General features: G+C 62.4%; 8 protein-coding genes and 1 pseudogene. 6 read left to right on the top strand and 3 right to left on the bottom strand.

The window, feature by feature from the left end:
* Positions 1-119: 119 nt before the first annotated feature.
* Positions 120-2,990 carry a hypothetical protein gene (locus MMB74_RS14960; RefSeq protein ID WP_277429429.1) on the bottom strand — a complete coding sequence of 957 codons (2,871 nt, stop codon included), beginning with the start codon at positions 2,988-2,990 and terminating at the stop codon, positions 120-122.
* A gap of 1,099 nt (positions 2,991-4,089) precedes the next feature.
* Between MMB74_RS14960 and MMB74_RS14965 the strand changes: the two genes are divergently transcribed.
* From MMB74_RS14965 to MMB74_RS14980, 4 genes are all read left to right on the top strand, one after another.
* On the top strand, positions 4,090-5,073 hold the full coding sequence (locus MMB74_RS14965; RefSeq protein ID WP_277429430.1) for a hypothetical protein: 984 nt from the start codon (positions 4,090-4,092) through the stop codon (positions 5,071-5,073).
* A gap of 153 nt (positions 5,074-5,226) precedes the next feature.
* The gene (locus MMB74_RS14970) at positions 5,227-7,788 is read left to right on the top strand and encodes a hypothetical protein (RefSeq protein WP_277429431.1); all 2,562 of its coding nucleotides are present in this window, start codon (positions 5,227-5,229) and stop codon (positions 7,786-7,788) included.
* A gap of 287 nt (positions 7,789-8,075) precedes the next feature.
* Positions 8,076-9,830 (top strand): hypothetical protein, encoded by a 1,755-nt coding sequence (locus MMB74_RS14975; protein WP_277429432.1) that lies wholly within the window; start codon positions 8,076-8,078, stop codon positions 9,828-9,830.
* Positions 9,831-9,926: 96 nt separating this feature from the next.
* Entirely contained in the window at positions 9,927-11,183 is a 1,257-nt protein-coding gene (locus MMB74_RS14980) for a hypothetical protein (protein WP_277429433.1), read from the top strand.
* A gap of 22 nt (positions 11,184-11,205) precedes the next feature.
* Here the strand turns inward: MMB74_RS14980 and MMB74_RS14985 are convergent.
* Positions 11,206-11,363, bottom strand: a pseudogene (locus MMB74_RS14985) (aspartate aminotransferase family protein); the annotation flags it as partial.
* Positions 11,364-11,494: 131 nt separating this feature from the next.
* On the opposite strand from MMB74_RS14985, the gene MMB74_RS14990 reads away from it, so the two are divergent.
* Positions 11,495-12,349: a type III effector protein gene (locus MMB74_RS14990; RefSeq protein ID WP_277429434.1), complete on the top strand. Its 855-nt coding sequence runs from the start codon at positions 11,495-11,497 to the stop codon at positions 12,347-12,349.
* A gap of 38 nt (positions 12,350-12,387) precedes the next feature.
* Here MMB74_RS14990 and MMB74_RS14995 read toward each other — a convergent pair whose 3' ends face one another.
* Positions 12,388-13,605, bottom strand: coding sequence for a branched-chain amino acid ABC transporter substrate-binding protein (locus MMB74_RS14995; RefSeq protein ID WP_277429435.1), 1,218 nt, complete (start codon positions 13,603-13,605; stop codon positions 12,388-12,390).
* A 990-nt stretch (positions 13,606-14,595) separates the two neighbouring features.
* Here MMB74_RS14995 and MMB74_RS15000 point away from each other — a divergent pair.
* Entirely contained in the window at positions 14,596-16,788 is a 2,193-nt protein-coding gene (locus MMB74_RS15000) for a glycoside hydrolase family 3 C-terminal domain-containing protein (protein ID WP_277429436.1), read from the top strand.
* The last annotated feature ends 8 nt before the right edge of the window (positions 16,789-16,796 follow it).

Below are 16,796 nucleotides of genomic sequence, written 5' to 3' on the forward strand. Positions count from 1 at the left end.
TGGGGCATCTTCCCGCAAGCTACGATCCCGGATGGAGGTCTGCGCGCGATGGGCAGCCGCCGTACACCGCGCCTGAAGCCCGATCGCGGCTATCGGGGAGAACACGGGAAAACGCGGCTTCACCGGCGTCTGGCCTTGGCGCTCGCTTTCTTGTCCTTCTGTTTGTCGGGCCGGGACGAGCCCGCGCCGGTAGCGGCCCGCGCCCGAACCGGCACACGCTTCAATTGATCGCGGCAGTCCTGCACTTCGCGCCTGATCTCATAGTTTTCCCGTACGGCGCTGGTGATTCGTTCGTTGCGATCGACCCGGCTGGCGGAGATAAGAATCTTCGTCCCGGCAGCAAGATGCTGGTCGATCAGATCGAGCAGCGCGTCGGCAGCGGGAGGAACCGCGTCGGGCGGCCCGGCCAGGCGGGCAGTCAGGGCGCGCACGGTTGCACGCAACCATTGCCGCTTCGCCGAATCGAAGTCCGCGACATAACGCCACTCGAGACCGAGTGTGAAAGACTCAATCTCTTCGATCTCGCGCGCGGCGATCGTCGCGGCATGCTCGGTGGGGTGCCGGGTACCGACCGACGCAATCAGCTGTTTGCGCGTGGCGTCGATGTCTTTGGCGGCGCTGTCTACGACAGCGGTCTGTCGCTCGGCTGCTTGCTGGAAGCGTAACGGGTCCAGTATCGGCTCGCGGCTCAGCGTCTGCGCTCGTTGGTATACGTCCGAAATATCAGCGAGCACGCCCAGGGTGTAGTGAATGGATCGCGCAGCCCGCGCCAAACGCCGAGTGAATTGCAACGTGCGTAATGCACGTTCGCCGGCAACGCCGCGGGTCAAATGCCTGTTTCGCCCCAAGGCCAGCACATCCGCGGCTCGGTCACCCGCGCGTTGCGCTTGGCCTGCGAGGCGCTGCAGATGGGCCGCGCAGCCTGCGGTTGGCCCTTCGTGAATAGTGCGGCGTGCCTGCGCGCAGCATTCGATCAACTCCGCGAGGGTGTGTTGTGCCGTGGCGATCGCACTGAGGTTCAGTTGCAAATTGGCGTGGTTTTCGATAATGGCCGTATTCGCGTCTGCCGGAGGCGAAGGCATCCTGGCGATGTGCGCTTGCACGTCCCGCGCCGCCTCGCGTGAACTTGCGATCAGTTCGCGTTCGGCCGCTTCGGCTTCCTGCGCCGCGGCCCGCTCTTTCGGGGAAGGGTCGAACCAGACGACGGGGAGCGATTGACGCAGTTCGTAGACGCATTGCAACGCTGGCGTCATCGCAGCGGAAGCCTGTACGCTGAAGTTCACCGAATCGTCGTGAGCGATCTGAAACGCGCTGTTCAGAAGCCGCGTACGCTGTCTCGCACAGTCGGCGGAGAACTGTCGAAGCGCGGGACCCCACACCCGCCCGGAGGCCGACACCGCGCTGTCTGCGGCCAGCGCAGCTTTGCGCACGTTGTTCGCGGCGTCGAGCATATTCGCGTCTCTTCCCAGCATGCTTTCGCAATATTGCTCGAGTGCGGCAAAGGGCAGTGCCAGGCGGCCTGCATCGAAACCGCCCGCATCCTGCGGAAACGTCGACGCCTGCAGCTTGCCGCGCAGCGTCTGGCACCGTGAAAGCAGATCAACGTTGATCAACAGCTCCTCAGTCGTAAGGGCGCCTATGCCCGCGGTCGGGTCAGGGTCGGTTGCCAGCGACTCGCGCGTCAGCGTCGCCATCGTCGAGAACAAGCCGATCAGCGCCTCGCGCGTTTGAAGCAATGCCGAGTCGCGCGCTCCGACCAGGTCCGCGCGCCACTGCTGCGCCTCGGGCGCTGACCGCGCTGCATCCGGCCATGACGCCGTCGAGTCGCCGAACACGCGCAGCGCATCGTCATACGCGCGAGCAGCCTCGTACCAGGATTCGAATCGGGCGGTGAGATCGCCGAGCGAGCGCGACGGATCGCTCGGGCGTGCCTCTGCTGCCGCGAGAAGCTCGCGAGCATGGCCCATCGGCGCAGTGAGTGCCGAGCGCAACGTGCCGAGCAACGCCGGCACGTTCAAATCGCCTCGTAAGAGAAGCGGAAGCGCACTCAAAACATAACCGAGAGACGAAACGGCGGAGTCGCGCTGCTCCGCCCATTGTGGTCGTGTGTCCATCGCACCGGCGGCGGACCGGCGGCCTAGCGCATCGGAGATGGTCTGGAGCTCCGCATCGAAGCCCTCTACCGGAGCCGAGTCGAGCGGCAGCGCGCGAAGCGCGTCGCTTTCGCAATGGTCGAGTGCCGCGCGCAAAGGCGTGAGCACCATCTTGAGCGCACGCAGGTCGCCACGTTCGACACCATGCCGATTGCGCTTGTACTGGATAATGCCCGTAAGCAACCAAGCCTTGATGGCGAACCGCTCCGTTTGGGCGTAGCAATGCGCAGCAGCGCCCTCGAGTCGCTCGAGCTCGCCGGAACTCAGGCCGACCTTGCGCGCAACATCGAGTGCGGCGTGGTATTGATCGGCAGCGGTCTGCCAGCTACGGCCGGCATCCTCGCACTCGAAAAGGGTTTTTCGGAGCGGCCCGTGAATGTCAAAGTTCTGGAATACATCTCTGAAGTCCGTGGTGGCGGAAATGGGATGAAGGGTTTCCGCCTGACGACGCAATTCGTCCGCCCCGTCGGCTAGTGCCTGCGCATCGGCTGGGATGCTCGACAAGGCTACCCATTCCTGCAAGGCCTCCCGACGCTGCGCCCGCCGCGCACCGCCCGACCAAAAATCAGGATGTCCTGCAAGCGACGATTCGGCTTTGACGAGGAAGTCGTCGCTGGTGTCCGACTCCCCTTCGTCGATCGATGAAGTCGACGAACTTGACGCGCTATCGTGCAAACGCATCTCGTCGAACTGCTGGAGCAGGGCGCGCTGAAAGCGCGGCCCGCGCACAATGGGTTGGTCTGCTGCGGCCGAGAGAGCATCGTTGCCGCCGAACTGCGGCGTGGCGGCGCGTCCCCCTCGAGGCGCATGGCGCGCCTGCACAGGGGATCTCGGCAAAAACGCCAGCGCCCCCCGTGGCGAGAGACTGCCGCTACCGGATGGCGTGACTACCGGGCCGGCGTCGGGGGGGGCATCTGCGGCGGAGGGTGGATCGAGCGGCGCGATAGTGCTCGGCAGAGTTGAGCGATCAATGGGCATCGTTGGTTACATGTGCGGATCGGCTCGCGTCAAGCGAGTCGATCGTCGTGGGCCCACGGCGCGGGCTAAGGTTCAGGCGGAAATCGTCAGCATCGCGGAGCGTAGCGGAGGCGGCGAACCTGAAAACACCCCCTCGCGAAGAGGCGTTGCACACAGCGAACACCGATCAGACCCGTATCAACCAGATGGTATGCGAGCGCGTTCGTTCATCGCCTCGCTCTCTGCGAGTGTCGGGCAGGGAAATATTGGGGAATCGATGTTCGCTACGGCACAACGGGAAAATTGATGAAATTCGGCGAGAAATCACGTTATTTCACCGCACGACAGATATCGATATCTTTTACGCCGAGAAATCGTTACTTCGCTTCGATTGTTTTTAATATTTATCCGGCTCTACATGGGATCGATCGATCCAAAAATGATGAGATTCGACATGAGCGCTATGGAACAACGGCTCGTTTGAGTTTGCTTAACGCCTCACAAGCTGTCTAATCATCTATACCATCGATAGATGCAGATTTTTGTTGCACCCCGATTTTCATTGCCGTTCGAATCAGATTTGGCTTCGCTCCGAGCGACACGTTTTCGCTGATTTGATCAACATCAGCCACTTGTCACTGCATTGTACCGACGAAGCCTGGCCATTGCCGGTTGGACCATGCATTCCACCAGGAATGCGAATTGAATTTACAGCATCTGTAGCCGCTCGGCGGCATGACAATCGAAAATCCCGATGACATTTAAAACGACACCCAGTTCTGCGCAAACCACTTACTACTCTCCGAGCGATACGACTCAGACGGCCGAGCCCCATGAATATGTGCAGGGTAGCCCGAGCCGCCGGTCAGTACCGAGCGAACTCGCGCCGCTGTCGGCGCGTCCAAGCCGCGACCGCAGCCAAACCACCGACCATAGCTATAGCTATAGCCCTAGCGAACGCTACGACCCGAACAGCGCAATGAGCGTATTCAGCGCCTGGGGATCGATGCTCTCCGACGATCCGGGCGCGGGACTCGAGAGCAACTGGTTTCACGATCAGCGCAGCCAGTCTGCGTGGGGCGGTAACGCATCGCAACACGGCAATACGACTCATACGAGTGCTGATGCGCCCCCCAGCAGCACGGCCGCCCCAGACTTCCTTAGCGATCTGGCGTCGGTCTTCTCCGCGCCCCCGGGCACTGAACACGAAGGCAGTTGGTTCCATGACCAACGAGCCTATTCGCGGTGGAGCCGTGCGGCCCAAGATAGCGACACTTCCTATGTGAGCGCGCAGACCTCTTTCACCAGCACGACATCGAGTCTTTCATCGCTCTCGGAAGCCGCGAGTCACGTCGCGTCGCATGTACCTCGTTCGAACGCGGGGAGTCGATCTTCAACCTCTATTTCGGGTTCTCATCTCACCAGCAGTGTTTCGTCCTTGCATGCGCTTTCCGAGGCGGGCAGCGCCCCGCAATCGAGCGCGGCGGAACGGCAGAACCGTCTGCCGTCCGTGTCGTCGGGCGGATACAACGCAAGCCTCACCGGCTCGGAACGGGGGGCCATCGCCACGGCGCGCGACGCCGGGCGTTTCCGCGTGGATTCCATCGCGGGCTCCGGATACAGCGCGCGAAGCATGACCGGCTCCGAGCGGCAGGCTATCAACAATGCTTTCGGCACTGGGCGATTCGGCCGGGCGCAAGGCTCGACCACCGCCACGTTGACTCGCGACGGCGGCCTCGGCTCGGAGGAAGCGCGTCGAGCCGCGAAAGGCAAGGGCGTTGCCACCAGCACCGCCAGTACCGCTAGCACCGCCAGCGAGTGGATTGCCGCGTCGAAGATTGTATTCAGCGATGGGGACGGCGGGCCCTTGCCGTCCGACCACTACGTGTATCCGCTGCACACCGATTCACGTGCATCGGGTCTTCCCCCGGAGCGGCCGGCACCGCGTCCGCCGCGCCGCTGACCGCTGCGGCCGGCATTGACCATCGTGCTTGCGTCAAGCCGGCCGGTCGCGCCGGCGGGGCGTTCACGCGCGTAGCCCCCTATTGCAGGCGATCGAGACGGCGCCGCCACCGCGCCCTTGCGTAACCACGAACAACCGGTATCAGAGAGAAAGATGTATTGCAGACGGATAGACAACGTTTCGCTCCCGATCAACCTGTCCCTGTCTCGTCGCCGCGACGAGCAAGAGCCTCCCGCACAAAAGCGGCGAAACGATGCGTCGCATTTCGAGGCGCTCACGTGGATCAACGATCAACGCCGCCGCTCGAATGAGCTTCGGCAGACAGCGGTAACCCGGCTGGACAAAGCGAAACCCGGCCAGAATGTCGAACTCGACCATCTCGCGCTGACCGAGTTGCCTGACTTCCTGGCAGAGCGGGCGTGCGGCGCAAAAGCGATCTCCCTCGCCGGCAACAGTCTGGCAGCGATTCCTCGCGCGATCTTGAGCTTTGAAAAGCTGAAGAAGCTGGATGTCTCCGGTAACGAACTCGGCGCGCTGTCGCCGCAGATCAGTCAGATGACGAAGCTGCGCGAATTGAACGTGTCGCACAATGGACTCAGCGAGCTTCCCGACGAAATCGGGGGAATGTCCAGTCTCGAACATCTGAACGTGGGCGACAACGCGCTCGGAAACCTGCCGCCGACAGTCGGCGGACTGGGCGCGCTCAAGACGCTCAGAGCGAGCGGCAACATGATGAAAGACCTGCCGGCGGAAATTGCGCGCTGCACGCAACTCGAGACGCTCGACCTGTCGCGCAATCACTTTGCGCTGCTGCCCAGCGAGATCGGCACGTTGGCGAAGCTCGAAACGCTGAATGTCGCGAAAAATCAATTGGCGGACGTCATCGACACGGCGCCCGTCGTTGCACCCGACGAGCCGGCCCAACCTCGCGCGGCCGCGCGCTACCGCGCGATTCCGGAGTCGATCGGCAGGCTGAAATCGCTGCAGCGCCTGGATGTCAGCGGCAATCCGTTGGCCACGCTGCCGAACAGCTTCGGCCCTTTCGAATATGCGTCGAAAAGCCGACTGGAAATAAAGCTGCAAGGCGCAGGCACGTTTTTGTCAAAGGGCATCCGCATCCAGATCGATAACACGCCGCTTCCCGTCGAGCTCGAACGAGATGGACGCCTCGGAAAATTGACCGGCGTTTATGCGCCGCGACCGCCCGTCTACGAGCCGTTGTACAGTAAGCAATTGAACCGGGCCGAAGAGGCGGGTGAGGATGACGGCGAAGCGCCGCAACCGTTCGAAGCGAGGCCACAGCCGCTGGCGCAGATGGCAGCAGTCATGCCCGAATTGCTATCGGCCTACTCCGCGCTCGGCGCGACAGGCGCCGACGTCGCTGCGCTCAACGAGCTCCTGAGACAGGCAGCCATGCACCAGGTCGCTCGCGCCGGCGTCATGGAGCAGGCGCCCCCCCAGCACGCGCGCCCCGAGCACGCGGTCCAACTGCCGCAAGAACCTGCCCATCCGATACAGACTGCGAGGTTTACGCCGCCCCCATCCGTGCGCGGCACGGGCGATGGAGCGACTTTCGAATTTAAGCCGCCGCGGCACAAGGCCGTCAGTACCGGCGCACACAGCGTGTTCAGCGACTCGTCGGAAGATCTCGACGACGAATTCGAGGTCGAATCTCTGTCACACGTGCGCAGCGTGCCACCGGTGGTCAAGACGCACCCGGCCGCCGGGACCGGGCAGGTGAATGCCGCGCAATACTCCGGCGTCGCGCGGACCATGCCGTTGTTCGGCCCTGCACCGGTTCCGGTCGTGCCCGCACAAACGATCGGGACGCAGCCGGTCCCGATGGCTTCGACCTCGGCCCAGCCGACGCCGATCACGTTCGCGCAGCCGATGCCTGCCGACCCGATTCTCGCGGGTGCATACGCGCATGCGTCGCCGGTCGACTCGAACGCCGAATTGATCGCGCAGATCGTTCAACAAGTGGCAAACATGATGCGGCCGCGCGAACCCGTGCCGCCGCCCATCTATGCCGCGCCGGTCTCCAGCGAGAGCGAGGAGTGGTTCGACTATACGGAAGCGGCATTCGGCGACCCGGACCATCAGTTCAACCTCGATATGATGGGTCTTCACGACGTGCTGCACAGCTCTCTGTACGGTCTAGCCGACGCGCACCGCGGACGCCTGTATTTGCAGGACGAAGAGCTCGATCACCGCGTCGAGCAGGCGAAGCTGCGCGCGACGCGCAGCCCTCAGCCCGGTGAGACGCTTGCGCGCAACCTGCGCGCGCTCGGCGGCATGATGTTCCGTCAGGATGTCATTTGCCGTCTCGCGGAATCGGTGGCTGAACTGAACAAGCAAAAGAAAGCGGCGGACCCTACCCGTTCGCACCTGATCGAAGACCCGCTACTGATCGCGTTTGTCTATCAGACCATCGTCTGCCGAAGCAACGAACTTCAGATTATCGGCTTTGGCGAGATGCGCAACTCTTTGGAAAAAGACCCCAACCTGCAAAAGATTTTTGGTCTCGTCGTATCGCCGGAAAAACTGCCGGAAATCCAGGCGCAGATCATGAGCGAAGTGCGCCGGGCAGAGAGCAACGACGGTGGCAACGATACTCGGGCGTTCCTCCATGCCCAGCCCTTCTGGAAAGAGTTCCTCGAAAGCCAGAAGAAAGCGGTAGCAGCGGAATGGCGCGTTAGACACGGTTTCCGGTAATGCGCCGTCGCAGTCGGCGAAACAGCGTACCCGTGATCTGAATGGGACAAATCCTGATGGGACACAATAAGTTTTCAATTTTTTCGTGCGGCGGAAGCCACGCAGCCAGCTGCATTCCGCCCGCACCGCGGCCGAACCATGGCCGCACGGCCGGTAACGATGGGCCGCAGCCGGTTTCATCGAGGGCCGCAGGGCTCGACGCGAGACTCGCGCCGCTGAGCCCGAGACGACGCGCGGCGTTTAGGAACGAACTCGACAACTGGGCCAAATATGCAAAGAAAGACAGAATGGGCGAGCCGACTGAAAACCGGGTCGAAGCCGCCGAGCGCATCGCGACGGCCGAGATCACGCAGGCGCGCGAGCTCGACGTATCGGCGCTGAAGATCAGACGCCTGCCCGCACGGATCGACAAGCTCCAGGCATTGGTGAGGCTCAATGCAAGCAATAACGAGCTTCAGCGCGTGCCGGAGGAGATCGGCGCCCTGTATCGGTTGCAGTCACTCGACCTCAGCGGCAATGAACTGCACGAGCTACCGACGTCAATCGGGCGCCTGGCACAGCTCACGCGCCTGAATGTCAGTCGCAACCATCTGGCGCGGCTGCCGGACGAACTGGAAGGGCTCAGCAATCTGCGCAGCCTCGACGCGCACGCGAACCAGTTGTCGCGAGTGCCCGCGTCGCTAGGCAAGCTGTCGCAGTTAAAGGAAATCAATCTGCACAAGAACAGGATATGGACGCTGCCCGACGCATGGGATGGCCTGTTCAAGCGCCTACGGCAGATCGATCTGAGTGACAACGCGCTACAACAATTTCCCGAGGTGTTCAAGCCCGGCATCGAACCCATCGAAATTCGCTTGCAGAACAACCCGATCGCGCGGCTGCCTGTCAGCTTCGGCGGTTTCGAATATGCGAGCTGGCTCAATGATCATGAGCTCCGTAACGCGTTGCGCACCATCTTCGTTCATACGGAAAACACGGGGCTGCGCATGGGGCTCGTTCAGGAGGGGCTCCTGCAGCCTGGTCGCGGCATCGATGCTGCGCAGATTCCCCTGCGCGCGAGCGAGCGCCCTGCCGCACCCGGCGAGTTGGAGGCAGACGTCGGATCGGTGTACTCGGTGCTCGACTATATACGCGAGCACGGGCAGCCGGGGCAGATCGAGGGGATCGAGCGCGTCGGATTGACCGAGCCGCCAGGCCCGTCGGGGCCGAACGTATCGGGCGGGCCGCCGGACTGGACCAAGCCGAAGCCAGAGACCGATGCATGGCTTAGCGAACAGGCGCAGGCCTATGCCAACCGACATGGCGCTGCGCCTGCTGCGCAGCCGCAACTTCAGCCACTGCAGCAACCCGTGTCGTTCGACTGGGCAGCCTGGGCGCATGCGGGGCTGCCTACGGCAGCCGCAACCAATCCGCGCACGGCAACGCCACGCTTCAATTTTCAACTGGGGCCTCAGCCGGCGCAGCCAGCGATACAACCGAGGTCTCAGCACACAACACCGCAGATGTCCCATCAGACGTCGGCGGGCGTCGATGCCCATCTGATTGCACAGATCGCCGCGCAGGTGCTGCACGCACGGCAGCCCACGCCGGCGCCGACGCCAGTACCGGTTCGGCCTGCAATGCCCAAGCCTGTCGCGCGGCCAAGCCCGCTCGCCGAGCCGTCGCCGTTCGTCACCGGAATGGGAGTAGGCATCGGGGAGTCGTCGGCCAGCACCCCGCCGTGGGGCGCCTCACCGCTCGCGAACAGGAGAACGTCGGCCGCGGCGGGTGGCGCCCGCGTCCCGCCAGCGTGGATCGCTCCCACGAAGGCCGCGGATCCGCCGGAGGAGCAATCGATCGACGAAGCCTATCCGTGGGGCAGTTCCTCATATGGTGAGGTGTACTCCCAACAGGGTTATGCGATGACCCCGCCGGGCCATGCCGAGGACTACCGCAATGCGGACGGTTACGGCTCGCAGCACTACGACGAACCTGCGCGGGAAGATCCGACAGACTTTCTGACGCAAATCGAAGAAGCGATGACCCGGTTCATGTCGATGTAAGCAAACGCCGGGCGTCAACGAGTCGCCCGGCTACGCACGAACCGCGAACGTCATCAGGCTACCGGTATCCGGCAAACAAACAACAGGTCACTTATCTTGAGCAAAGTCAACAGCACCTCCGATCTCCAGTCCATGTACAGTGCGCAGGCCGACGACCCATCCGGTCCGCCGTCGCGCGTCTCGTCGTCGCGCAGCCTGGGCGCGAGCAGTGGCGTATTGCGGGATCTGTCTCCGCGTCGCTCCAGCGTGTCGTCGGCAAGTACCTCGTATGCGAGCGCGGCAAGCTCCTTCGGCAGCGAGCACGGCTCGAATGCGGGCTCGGCATATGCGCTGTCGCGCACGAGCAGCGCACGTTCGAGCGATAGCGCATGGACCTTCTACTCCAAACCGCACAGCGAAGTCGGCTCCGTCGCGGATGCCTCCATCGACGACATAGTCGAGCAGATGTCGCAGGCGAGCGCGCGATACTCGAACGCTTCCGTAGCGAGCAGCGGGCACAGCACCCATAGCAGCAGCCGCATCGAAGTCGATCCGAATTCGGGCAAGGCGCGCTATGCGGACCGCTCCTCTTCTTCGAGCAAGGCCTCCGAAGTGCTGTCGGAAGCGGGGGACCTGCCACCGTATCGCCGCAGTCTATCCATCGGAGGTGGACGCAGCAGCGTGGGTTCCGATGTGTCCTCCCACGCAGCGTCGGCGGCCTCGTCCCCTACGCCGTCGCGTAGACGGTCTGGCTCGAGCAGCGCGACCTGGAGCGAGACGGGCAGTTTCCATCTGTCGGACCACAGCAGTATCGGGGCGGCGCTCGCCACGCGTCGAATGGGCTATTCGAGCGATTCGTCGCGACGTCTTACGTCGGACGAGGGACCGAGCAAGGCGAGCGGCGTGCCACCAAGCGTACACGGCAGCCAGTACAGCATCGCGCCGAGCTATCGCGCGAGTCTTACACCGTCATCGGAGTTCGCGGTGCGGGCGGCATTGGCGGGCGGCCGTTTCAATCGCTCGGATTCCCAGACGGACCGCCGATCGTCCGTGTCGGCGAGCACAGTCAGCAGCCTGCATCTGAGTGAGGAAAACGACAGACTCACGCCCCTCCCGCCGTCGCGGTTCCGCCCGGTCCCCGAGTCGGTGTCGAACGCGCCCAGCGAAATTCGCTCCGCGCTCAACTCCTCGCGGCTCAGCACGGCGTTGAGCTCCTCCCGGCGACTCGGATCCACCGGGATTGCGCCGCGCGTCGCGCGGGCGGATATAGAAGCGCTGTCCAATGCGAGCGTGCTGGAAGGGAATCTGCGTCCGGCCGGACGCAGAAACCCGCAGATCTCGCCCGATGAATTTTGGGCCTTCTTGGACAAGTAACAATGGCCCTGCGCACCGCGCTTTAGCGTACGCCCGCCAAGCGCAGTGATTCGTCGATGGCATCGATCAAACGCTCCACGATGCGCGCTATATCGTCGGCTGTGCAAATGAAGGGCGGCGCCAGCAACACGTGATCGCCCGACGCGCCATCGACGGCCCTCCTATCGGATCGACCATCAGCTCCGCTCGATCTTTGTTGATTCGCTGCCGTCGACGAGGGTTCGCATTGATACGGCAGCCGCCACCCGGGCCACGCTAACGTGCGTGCTCATGCCAATTCGCACAATGAGCCATTAACTGGAGAGAGGGCCATGAAGATCGCGCCCGGTTCAGACGCCTCCGGCAGTTCGGATATCTCACGGGTCGGGGGCAGCGCGTCCGGACCCACAGCGGCTGCGTCAAGAAAACGTGCGCGCTCACCGGGCTTGCTATCGGAGCTTGCGGACATTTCCCGTCCCGCGCCGGCCTTGCGCCGCAGTGCGTCCACGTCCAATCTCCCAATCGCGTCGGAGGTCGAAACGCCGCTCTTGCACGAAGTGATTGGAACGGCGCGCGCCGGCGAACTCGACGCTCGTTTCGGCAGCCTTCAGCCGGTTCGAACCAAGAACGACGACGGGATTCACGAGTGGGAGCGTGATGCTCGAGGGCGGCCGCTTGTGCACCCCAATCGCCTGCCGTTGCAGGACAGGACGGGGGCACAGCCGGGGCTATCCAGAGCCGAGTTTGAGCGCGCGGTGGATATTGAAGCGCTCAAGCGCAAGGAAAAACGCTACATCTGGGCAGTAGGCGCCATGGGTCGCGTGTTCGTCGGCGAGGAACTACCGCTTGGTCCTGATCCAGTCAGTGGAAAGACGCGCTATCAAGGCCACCCACTGCTTGTAGCAGGCGGCAACGCCCGTATCTGCGGCGAATTTGACTACAACGCCCAATCGGGCAAGCTCAAGCTGATCAATAAGTCCGGACGTTACTCGCGATACGAAGACCGTTCCGAAGCGCACCTAAGCGAAGTGGCGAGCGTGATCGGTCAGTGCGTGGCGCCGCTCGGCCTCGAGGTCGAAACTGAGTTCCTGTCGGGCAAGGAACCAGAGCCCTTGATTCTGCCGAATGTCGATCCTGCGCGTGTGTCGGGTGGGATCCGTACCGAAAAAAGGGCAGACGAGAACTGAAGCGTTTGCCTCCCACCGGCGAGGTCCTCGCCCGTGACTCAGCGCCCCCACTGCCCATTTCGGTCGAGCCTCGCATACGGTTCGAACTTGCCGTCGTGCACCGTCACGGCCATGAACGCTGCATTGACGCGATCTCCCTTCTGATCGAACGCAATGTCCCCGGTCGCGCCGTCGTACTTCTTCAGCGCGTGCAGCGCGGCCTCGATATCCTCGGGCCGGCTCGATTTCGCGTGTTTGATCGCCTCCGCGGTCACGCCCACCGCGTCGTACTCATACACCGAATAAGGTCCCGGTTCGCGGCCATATGCTTTCAGATAGGCTTTCACGAACTGGCGGGCGCGTGCGTTGTCGAGAAATTGCGGCAATGGCGAAGTTGTGACGATCATGCCTTCGACCGCCTCGCCACCCTTTTCGATGAGCGAGCGATCGGCTGCTCCGTTGCCCATGAAATACCCGATGCCAGACTTGGCCTCGCGCAAATTCTTAGCAAGCACCGCTGCCTCGGTGTAATACCCCGTGAAGTAAAGCACGTCAGGGTTCCGCTCACTCACCGCTTTCACGGTGGCGAGATAGTCCTTCTGTCCGGGCGAGATCGCATCGTCATACACCACGTCCACACCGTCGCGTTTGAGCGCCACCACCGCACTTTGGGCGAGTCCTTGCGAGTACGTGCTGCCATCGTTCATCACGGCGGCGCGCTTGGCATGCAATGCCCCTTTCATGAGGCTCGCCGCGAGCACACCTTGTGCGTCGGTGCGGCCAATGGTGCGAAACGCGTTATGCCAGCCGTGCTCAGTCAGTTGCGGAAACGTCGAAGCATCCAGCACGTATGGAATGCGCTGAACGTGAAATACGCGCAGCTCCGGCAAGGCGGCGCTCGAGCAATACCCACCCGCGATGGCCACCACGCCTGCAGCAGCAAGCTTGCCAGCCGCTTGCGCCGCTTGATCCGCATCGCAAGCATCGTCTTGCGAGATCAATTCGATCTTTTTGCCCAGCACGCCGCCGGCCGCGTTGATCCTGTCCACCGCGATTTTCGCGCCATCGACGATGTCGATGCCCGCGTCTTTGTAGCTGCCAGACAAGGGGGCGAGGACCCCCAGCTTGATCGTTTCGGCCGGTCCGCCGGCGAACGCAGCCGCTTCGGGGAGTCCCGCCGCCAGCGCAACCACGAGCGACGCGACAGGGTAACGAGCGAACCGGAAGCGAAGCGAGATCCAACGCGCAGCGATGCTACGACTTCTCTCGATTGTCATTTCGTCGTCTCCTAGATAGTCGTCCACGGGCCGCACGCGAGTCGCAACCGTTCGAACGCTCCACCGGCGACTGCGACGCCCATTAGCTTGCATTGTAGGCATGCGATCGTGAACTTTCGCGCCGAGTCATCACACTCGGTAAGTACCGGCCTGATGCCCAAGGTCGGAGCGACGCGGCTCAACGCAGTAGCGCTGGGTAAGAATCGAACCGAGAAAAGGTGCGGACCCCAATGCGTCAAACCGTAGTCGCATCGATGCCAGCTTGCTCGCCCGCGCTTAAAGACATTCGATCTCAGCGCGCAGGGGCGCGGCGACGAATTCCAATAAATCAATTGACAGTGAAAGAGAATGGATTCCGATCTGTTTTACAGGAAATTCTGAGGACGCGGCGTGTTGACCAAAAAAGGCGCAATGAAAAAGGTCGCCGCCGTTCAATGACGAGTCGATGTCGATCTTCAGTAACAACATAAAGTCGGACCATATAAAGCGACTACTAAAAAAGTGCGGGAGCGTGCTCGCCGTCTGCAAGCTACCGGGTCCGCCTTTTTTCAGCCATGCGAGCACCCGCTTCGTGCAGACTGGGCTCGCCGCCGTGGAAAATCATGCCGTCATCGGGCTTTCACGATTCTCCGTAGGTGCATTTTTTCCGGTGAGAATTTATGCGTCCCACATATTCGACGACGATAAGTAACATATGCCTATTTCCGGGTCGTTATCCGAAATAGATCGAAATAATCCCCCACGGCCCCTTGTAGTCAGGCTACTTATGCGCTATTACTAGTTCCGAAGTTTGGCTACATACGCGCGGCAAGCCGTTTCGACCAAAAGTCGTCATCGGCATCAATCCTCGCCGCATCGCATGACTCAGTTTCATCCGTAAGACGCTTTGTGCCGGGACCTCGGTCCCGCGCGTTTGCTCGCCCATGCGCGGCGTATGGCGCCCGTTGCGAAGCGGTGCATGACCAAGCCATCAATCACGGAGACAAGCCCATGCAGGCAAAACGTTTATCCCTCGCATTCGCTTCCGCAGCACTGTGTCTGTTCGCTCAGTCCGCGGCACACGCGGTCGAGCCCGTCACGGATAGCGCATTCATGGACGACATGGCGCATCGCCGTGCCGATATGCTGGTGCGTCAGCTGACGCTCGACGAGAAGTTGCAACTGATCCACTCGAAATACCAGATGAGCGACGTGCCGGGCGGCGGCGCAGGCTACATCCAAGGCGTGCCGCGCCTTCACATTCCCGATATCAACATGGTCGACTCGGCCACGGGCTCGGGCAGCACGGTGCAGCCGAGCACGACGTTTCCCGCGACGATCGCGCTCGCGGCCAGCTGGGATCGGTTCCTGGCTTACCGCTTCGGCGCCACGATCGCCGATCAATTACGCGAGCAAGGTTTCTCGATGGGGCTAGGCGGGGGCACGAACCTAGCGCGCGATCCGCGCGGCGGCCGTCTGTTCGAGTATCTCGGCGAGGACCCCGTGCTCGCGGGCGAGATGCTGGCGGCACGCACGCGCGCGACCCAGGACCACCGCGTCATTGCCACGGTCAAGCACTATGTCGGCAACGAGCAGGAAACGAACCGGTTCGGCGGCAACGACACGATCGATGAGCGCACGCTGCGCGAGCTCTATCTGTTGCCGTTCGAGATTGCAGTGAAGCAGGGGCGGCCCGGCAGCGTGATGTGCAGCTACAACAAAATCAACGGCGATTACGCGTGCGAAAACGCACACGTGCTCAACGATGTCTTGAAGGGCGATTGGCGCTTCCCGGGCCAGGTGCAATCGGATTGGGGCGCCGCTCATAGCACAGCCAAGGCGATCAACGCCGGGCTGGACGAAGAGGAAGATGTCGGCCCGACCGTATTTTTGACCCCCGACCTCGTCAAGCAGGCGCTGACTAGTAATCAGATCACGCAAGCGCGCCTGGACGACATGGTGCGACGCAAGCTCTACGTGATGATTCGCACCGGCGTGATGGACGACCCGGCCAAGGGCGGCCAGCCGATCGACTTCGACGCCGCTCGACGTTTCGCCCAGCACGCGGAAGAGCAATCGATCGTTCTCCTAAAGAATCAAGATCGTCAATTGCCGCTCGATGCGGCTAGCGTGAAGAAGATCGCCGTCATCGGCGGCCACGCCGACGTCGGTGTCATCACCGGTGGCGGCTCGGGCGATACGCGCGACCCCGTGACGGGCGCATTCCCCGGCTGCGGCGGGCTCACCTTCCCAACGTCGACGGGTTGCAGCTGGTGGCCCAATCCGTGGATCAAAGTGCCCACGCCCCTCACGGCGGCGATCAAGAAGCTCGCTCCGAATGCGACGGTCACGTTCGCCGGCAGTGAAGACATGCAATCGCCGTTCAGGGCCTACACGCAGCAGGAAATCGATGCGGCCGTGAACCTGGCGCGGCAATCAGATGTCGCGATCGTCGTCGTCACGCAACCGTCCGGCGAAGACTTCGGCGAGCTATACAGTCTCGCGCTCTCCAATCCCTCGAATCAAGACGCCCTTGTCCAGGCCGTGGCGCAGGCCAACCCTCATGTGATCGTCGTGCTCGAAAACGGAAACCCGGTATTGATGCCGTGGAAGGACCAAGTGTCTTCCATCGTCGAAGCCTGGTACCCGGGTGAAGGCGGCGGCAATGCGATCGCCAACGTGCTGTTCGGCAAGGTCAATCCTTCGGGCAAGCTGCCGGTCACGTTCCCCTTGCGCGATGCGGATACGCCTACTTGGAACAACGGCACGCCAGCGCAAAACCCGGTCTACGCCGAAGGCCTGAAGATGGGCTATCGCTGGTACGACGCGCAAAACATCCAGCCGATGTTCCCCTTCGGGCATGGCCTGTCGTACACGCACTTCGCTTATTCGAATCTACGCGTCCACCCCAACTTCGACGGATCGACGACGGTGTCGTTCTTGCTGCGCAACGACGGCCCCGTGGCGGGCGCCGAAGTCCCGCAGGTCTATTTGGCAGGCTTGAGCGATCCGGTCGAGCCGCCGAAGCGACTGGTCGGATGGGAGAAGGTTAGTCTGAACCCGGGTGAGATGCGCCGTGTGCGCGTGACGGTGCCCGCACAAATGCGGCGTATCTGGGATACGAGCAAAAACCGTTGGAAGATTGCCAATGGCGGGCGGTTCTACGTGGGCGCTTCGTCGCGTGACATCCGTCTCGAGCAATAGCAAAAAAA

Origin of the sequence: Trinickia sp. Y13 (assembly GCF_029522115.1) — a bacterium.
Taxonomy (GTDB): domain Bacteria; phylum Pseudomonadota; class Gammaproteobacteria; order Burkholderiales; family Burkholderiaceae; genus Trinickia.

What these genes read in the sequence shown, in the direction of transcription:
- MMB74_RS14965 (WP_277429430.1), top strand. Translation starts at nt 4,090, where the DNA reads ATGAGCGTATTCAGCGCCTGGGGATCGATGCTCTCCGACGATCCGGGC.
- MMB74_RS14970 (WP_277429431.1), top strand. Translation starts at nt 5,227, where the DNA reads ATGTATTGCAGACGGATAGACAACGTTTCGCTCCCGATCAACCTGTCC.
- MMB74_RS14975 (WP_277429432.1), top strand. Translation starts at nt 8,076, where the DNA reads ATGGGCGAGCCGACTGAAAACCGGGTCGAAGCCGCCGAGCGCATCGCG.
- MMB74_RS14990 (WP_277429434.1), top strand. Translation starts at nt 11,495, where the DNA reads ATGAAGATCGCGCCCGGTTCAGACGCCTCCGGCAGTTCGGATATCTCA.
- MMB74_RS14995 (WP_277429435.1), bottom strand. Translation starts at nt 13,605, where the DNA reads ATGACAATCGAGAGAAGTCGTAGCATCGCTGCGCGTTGGATCTCGCTT.
- MMB74_RS15000 (WP_277429436.1), top strand. Translation starts at nt 14,596, where the DNA reads ATGCAGGCAAAACGTTTATCCCTCGCATTCGCTTCCGCAGCACTGTGT.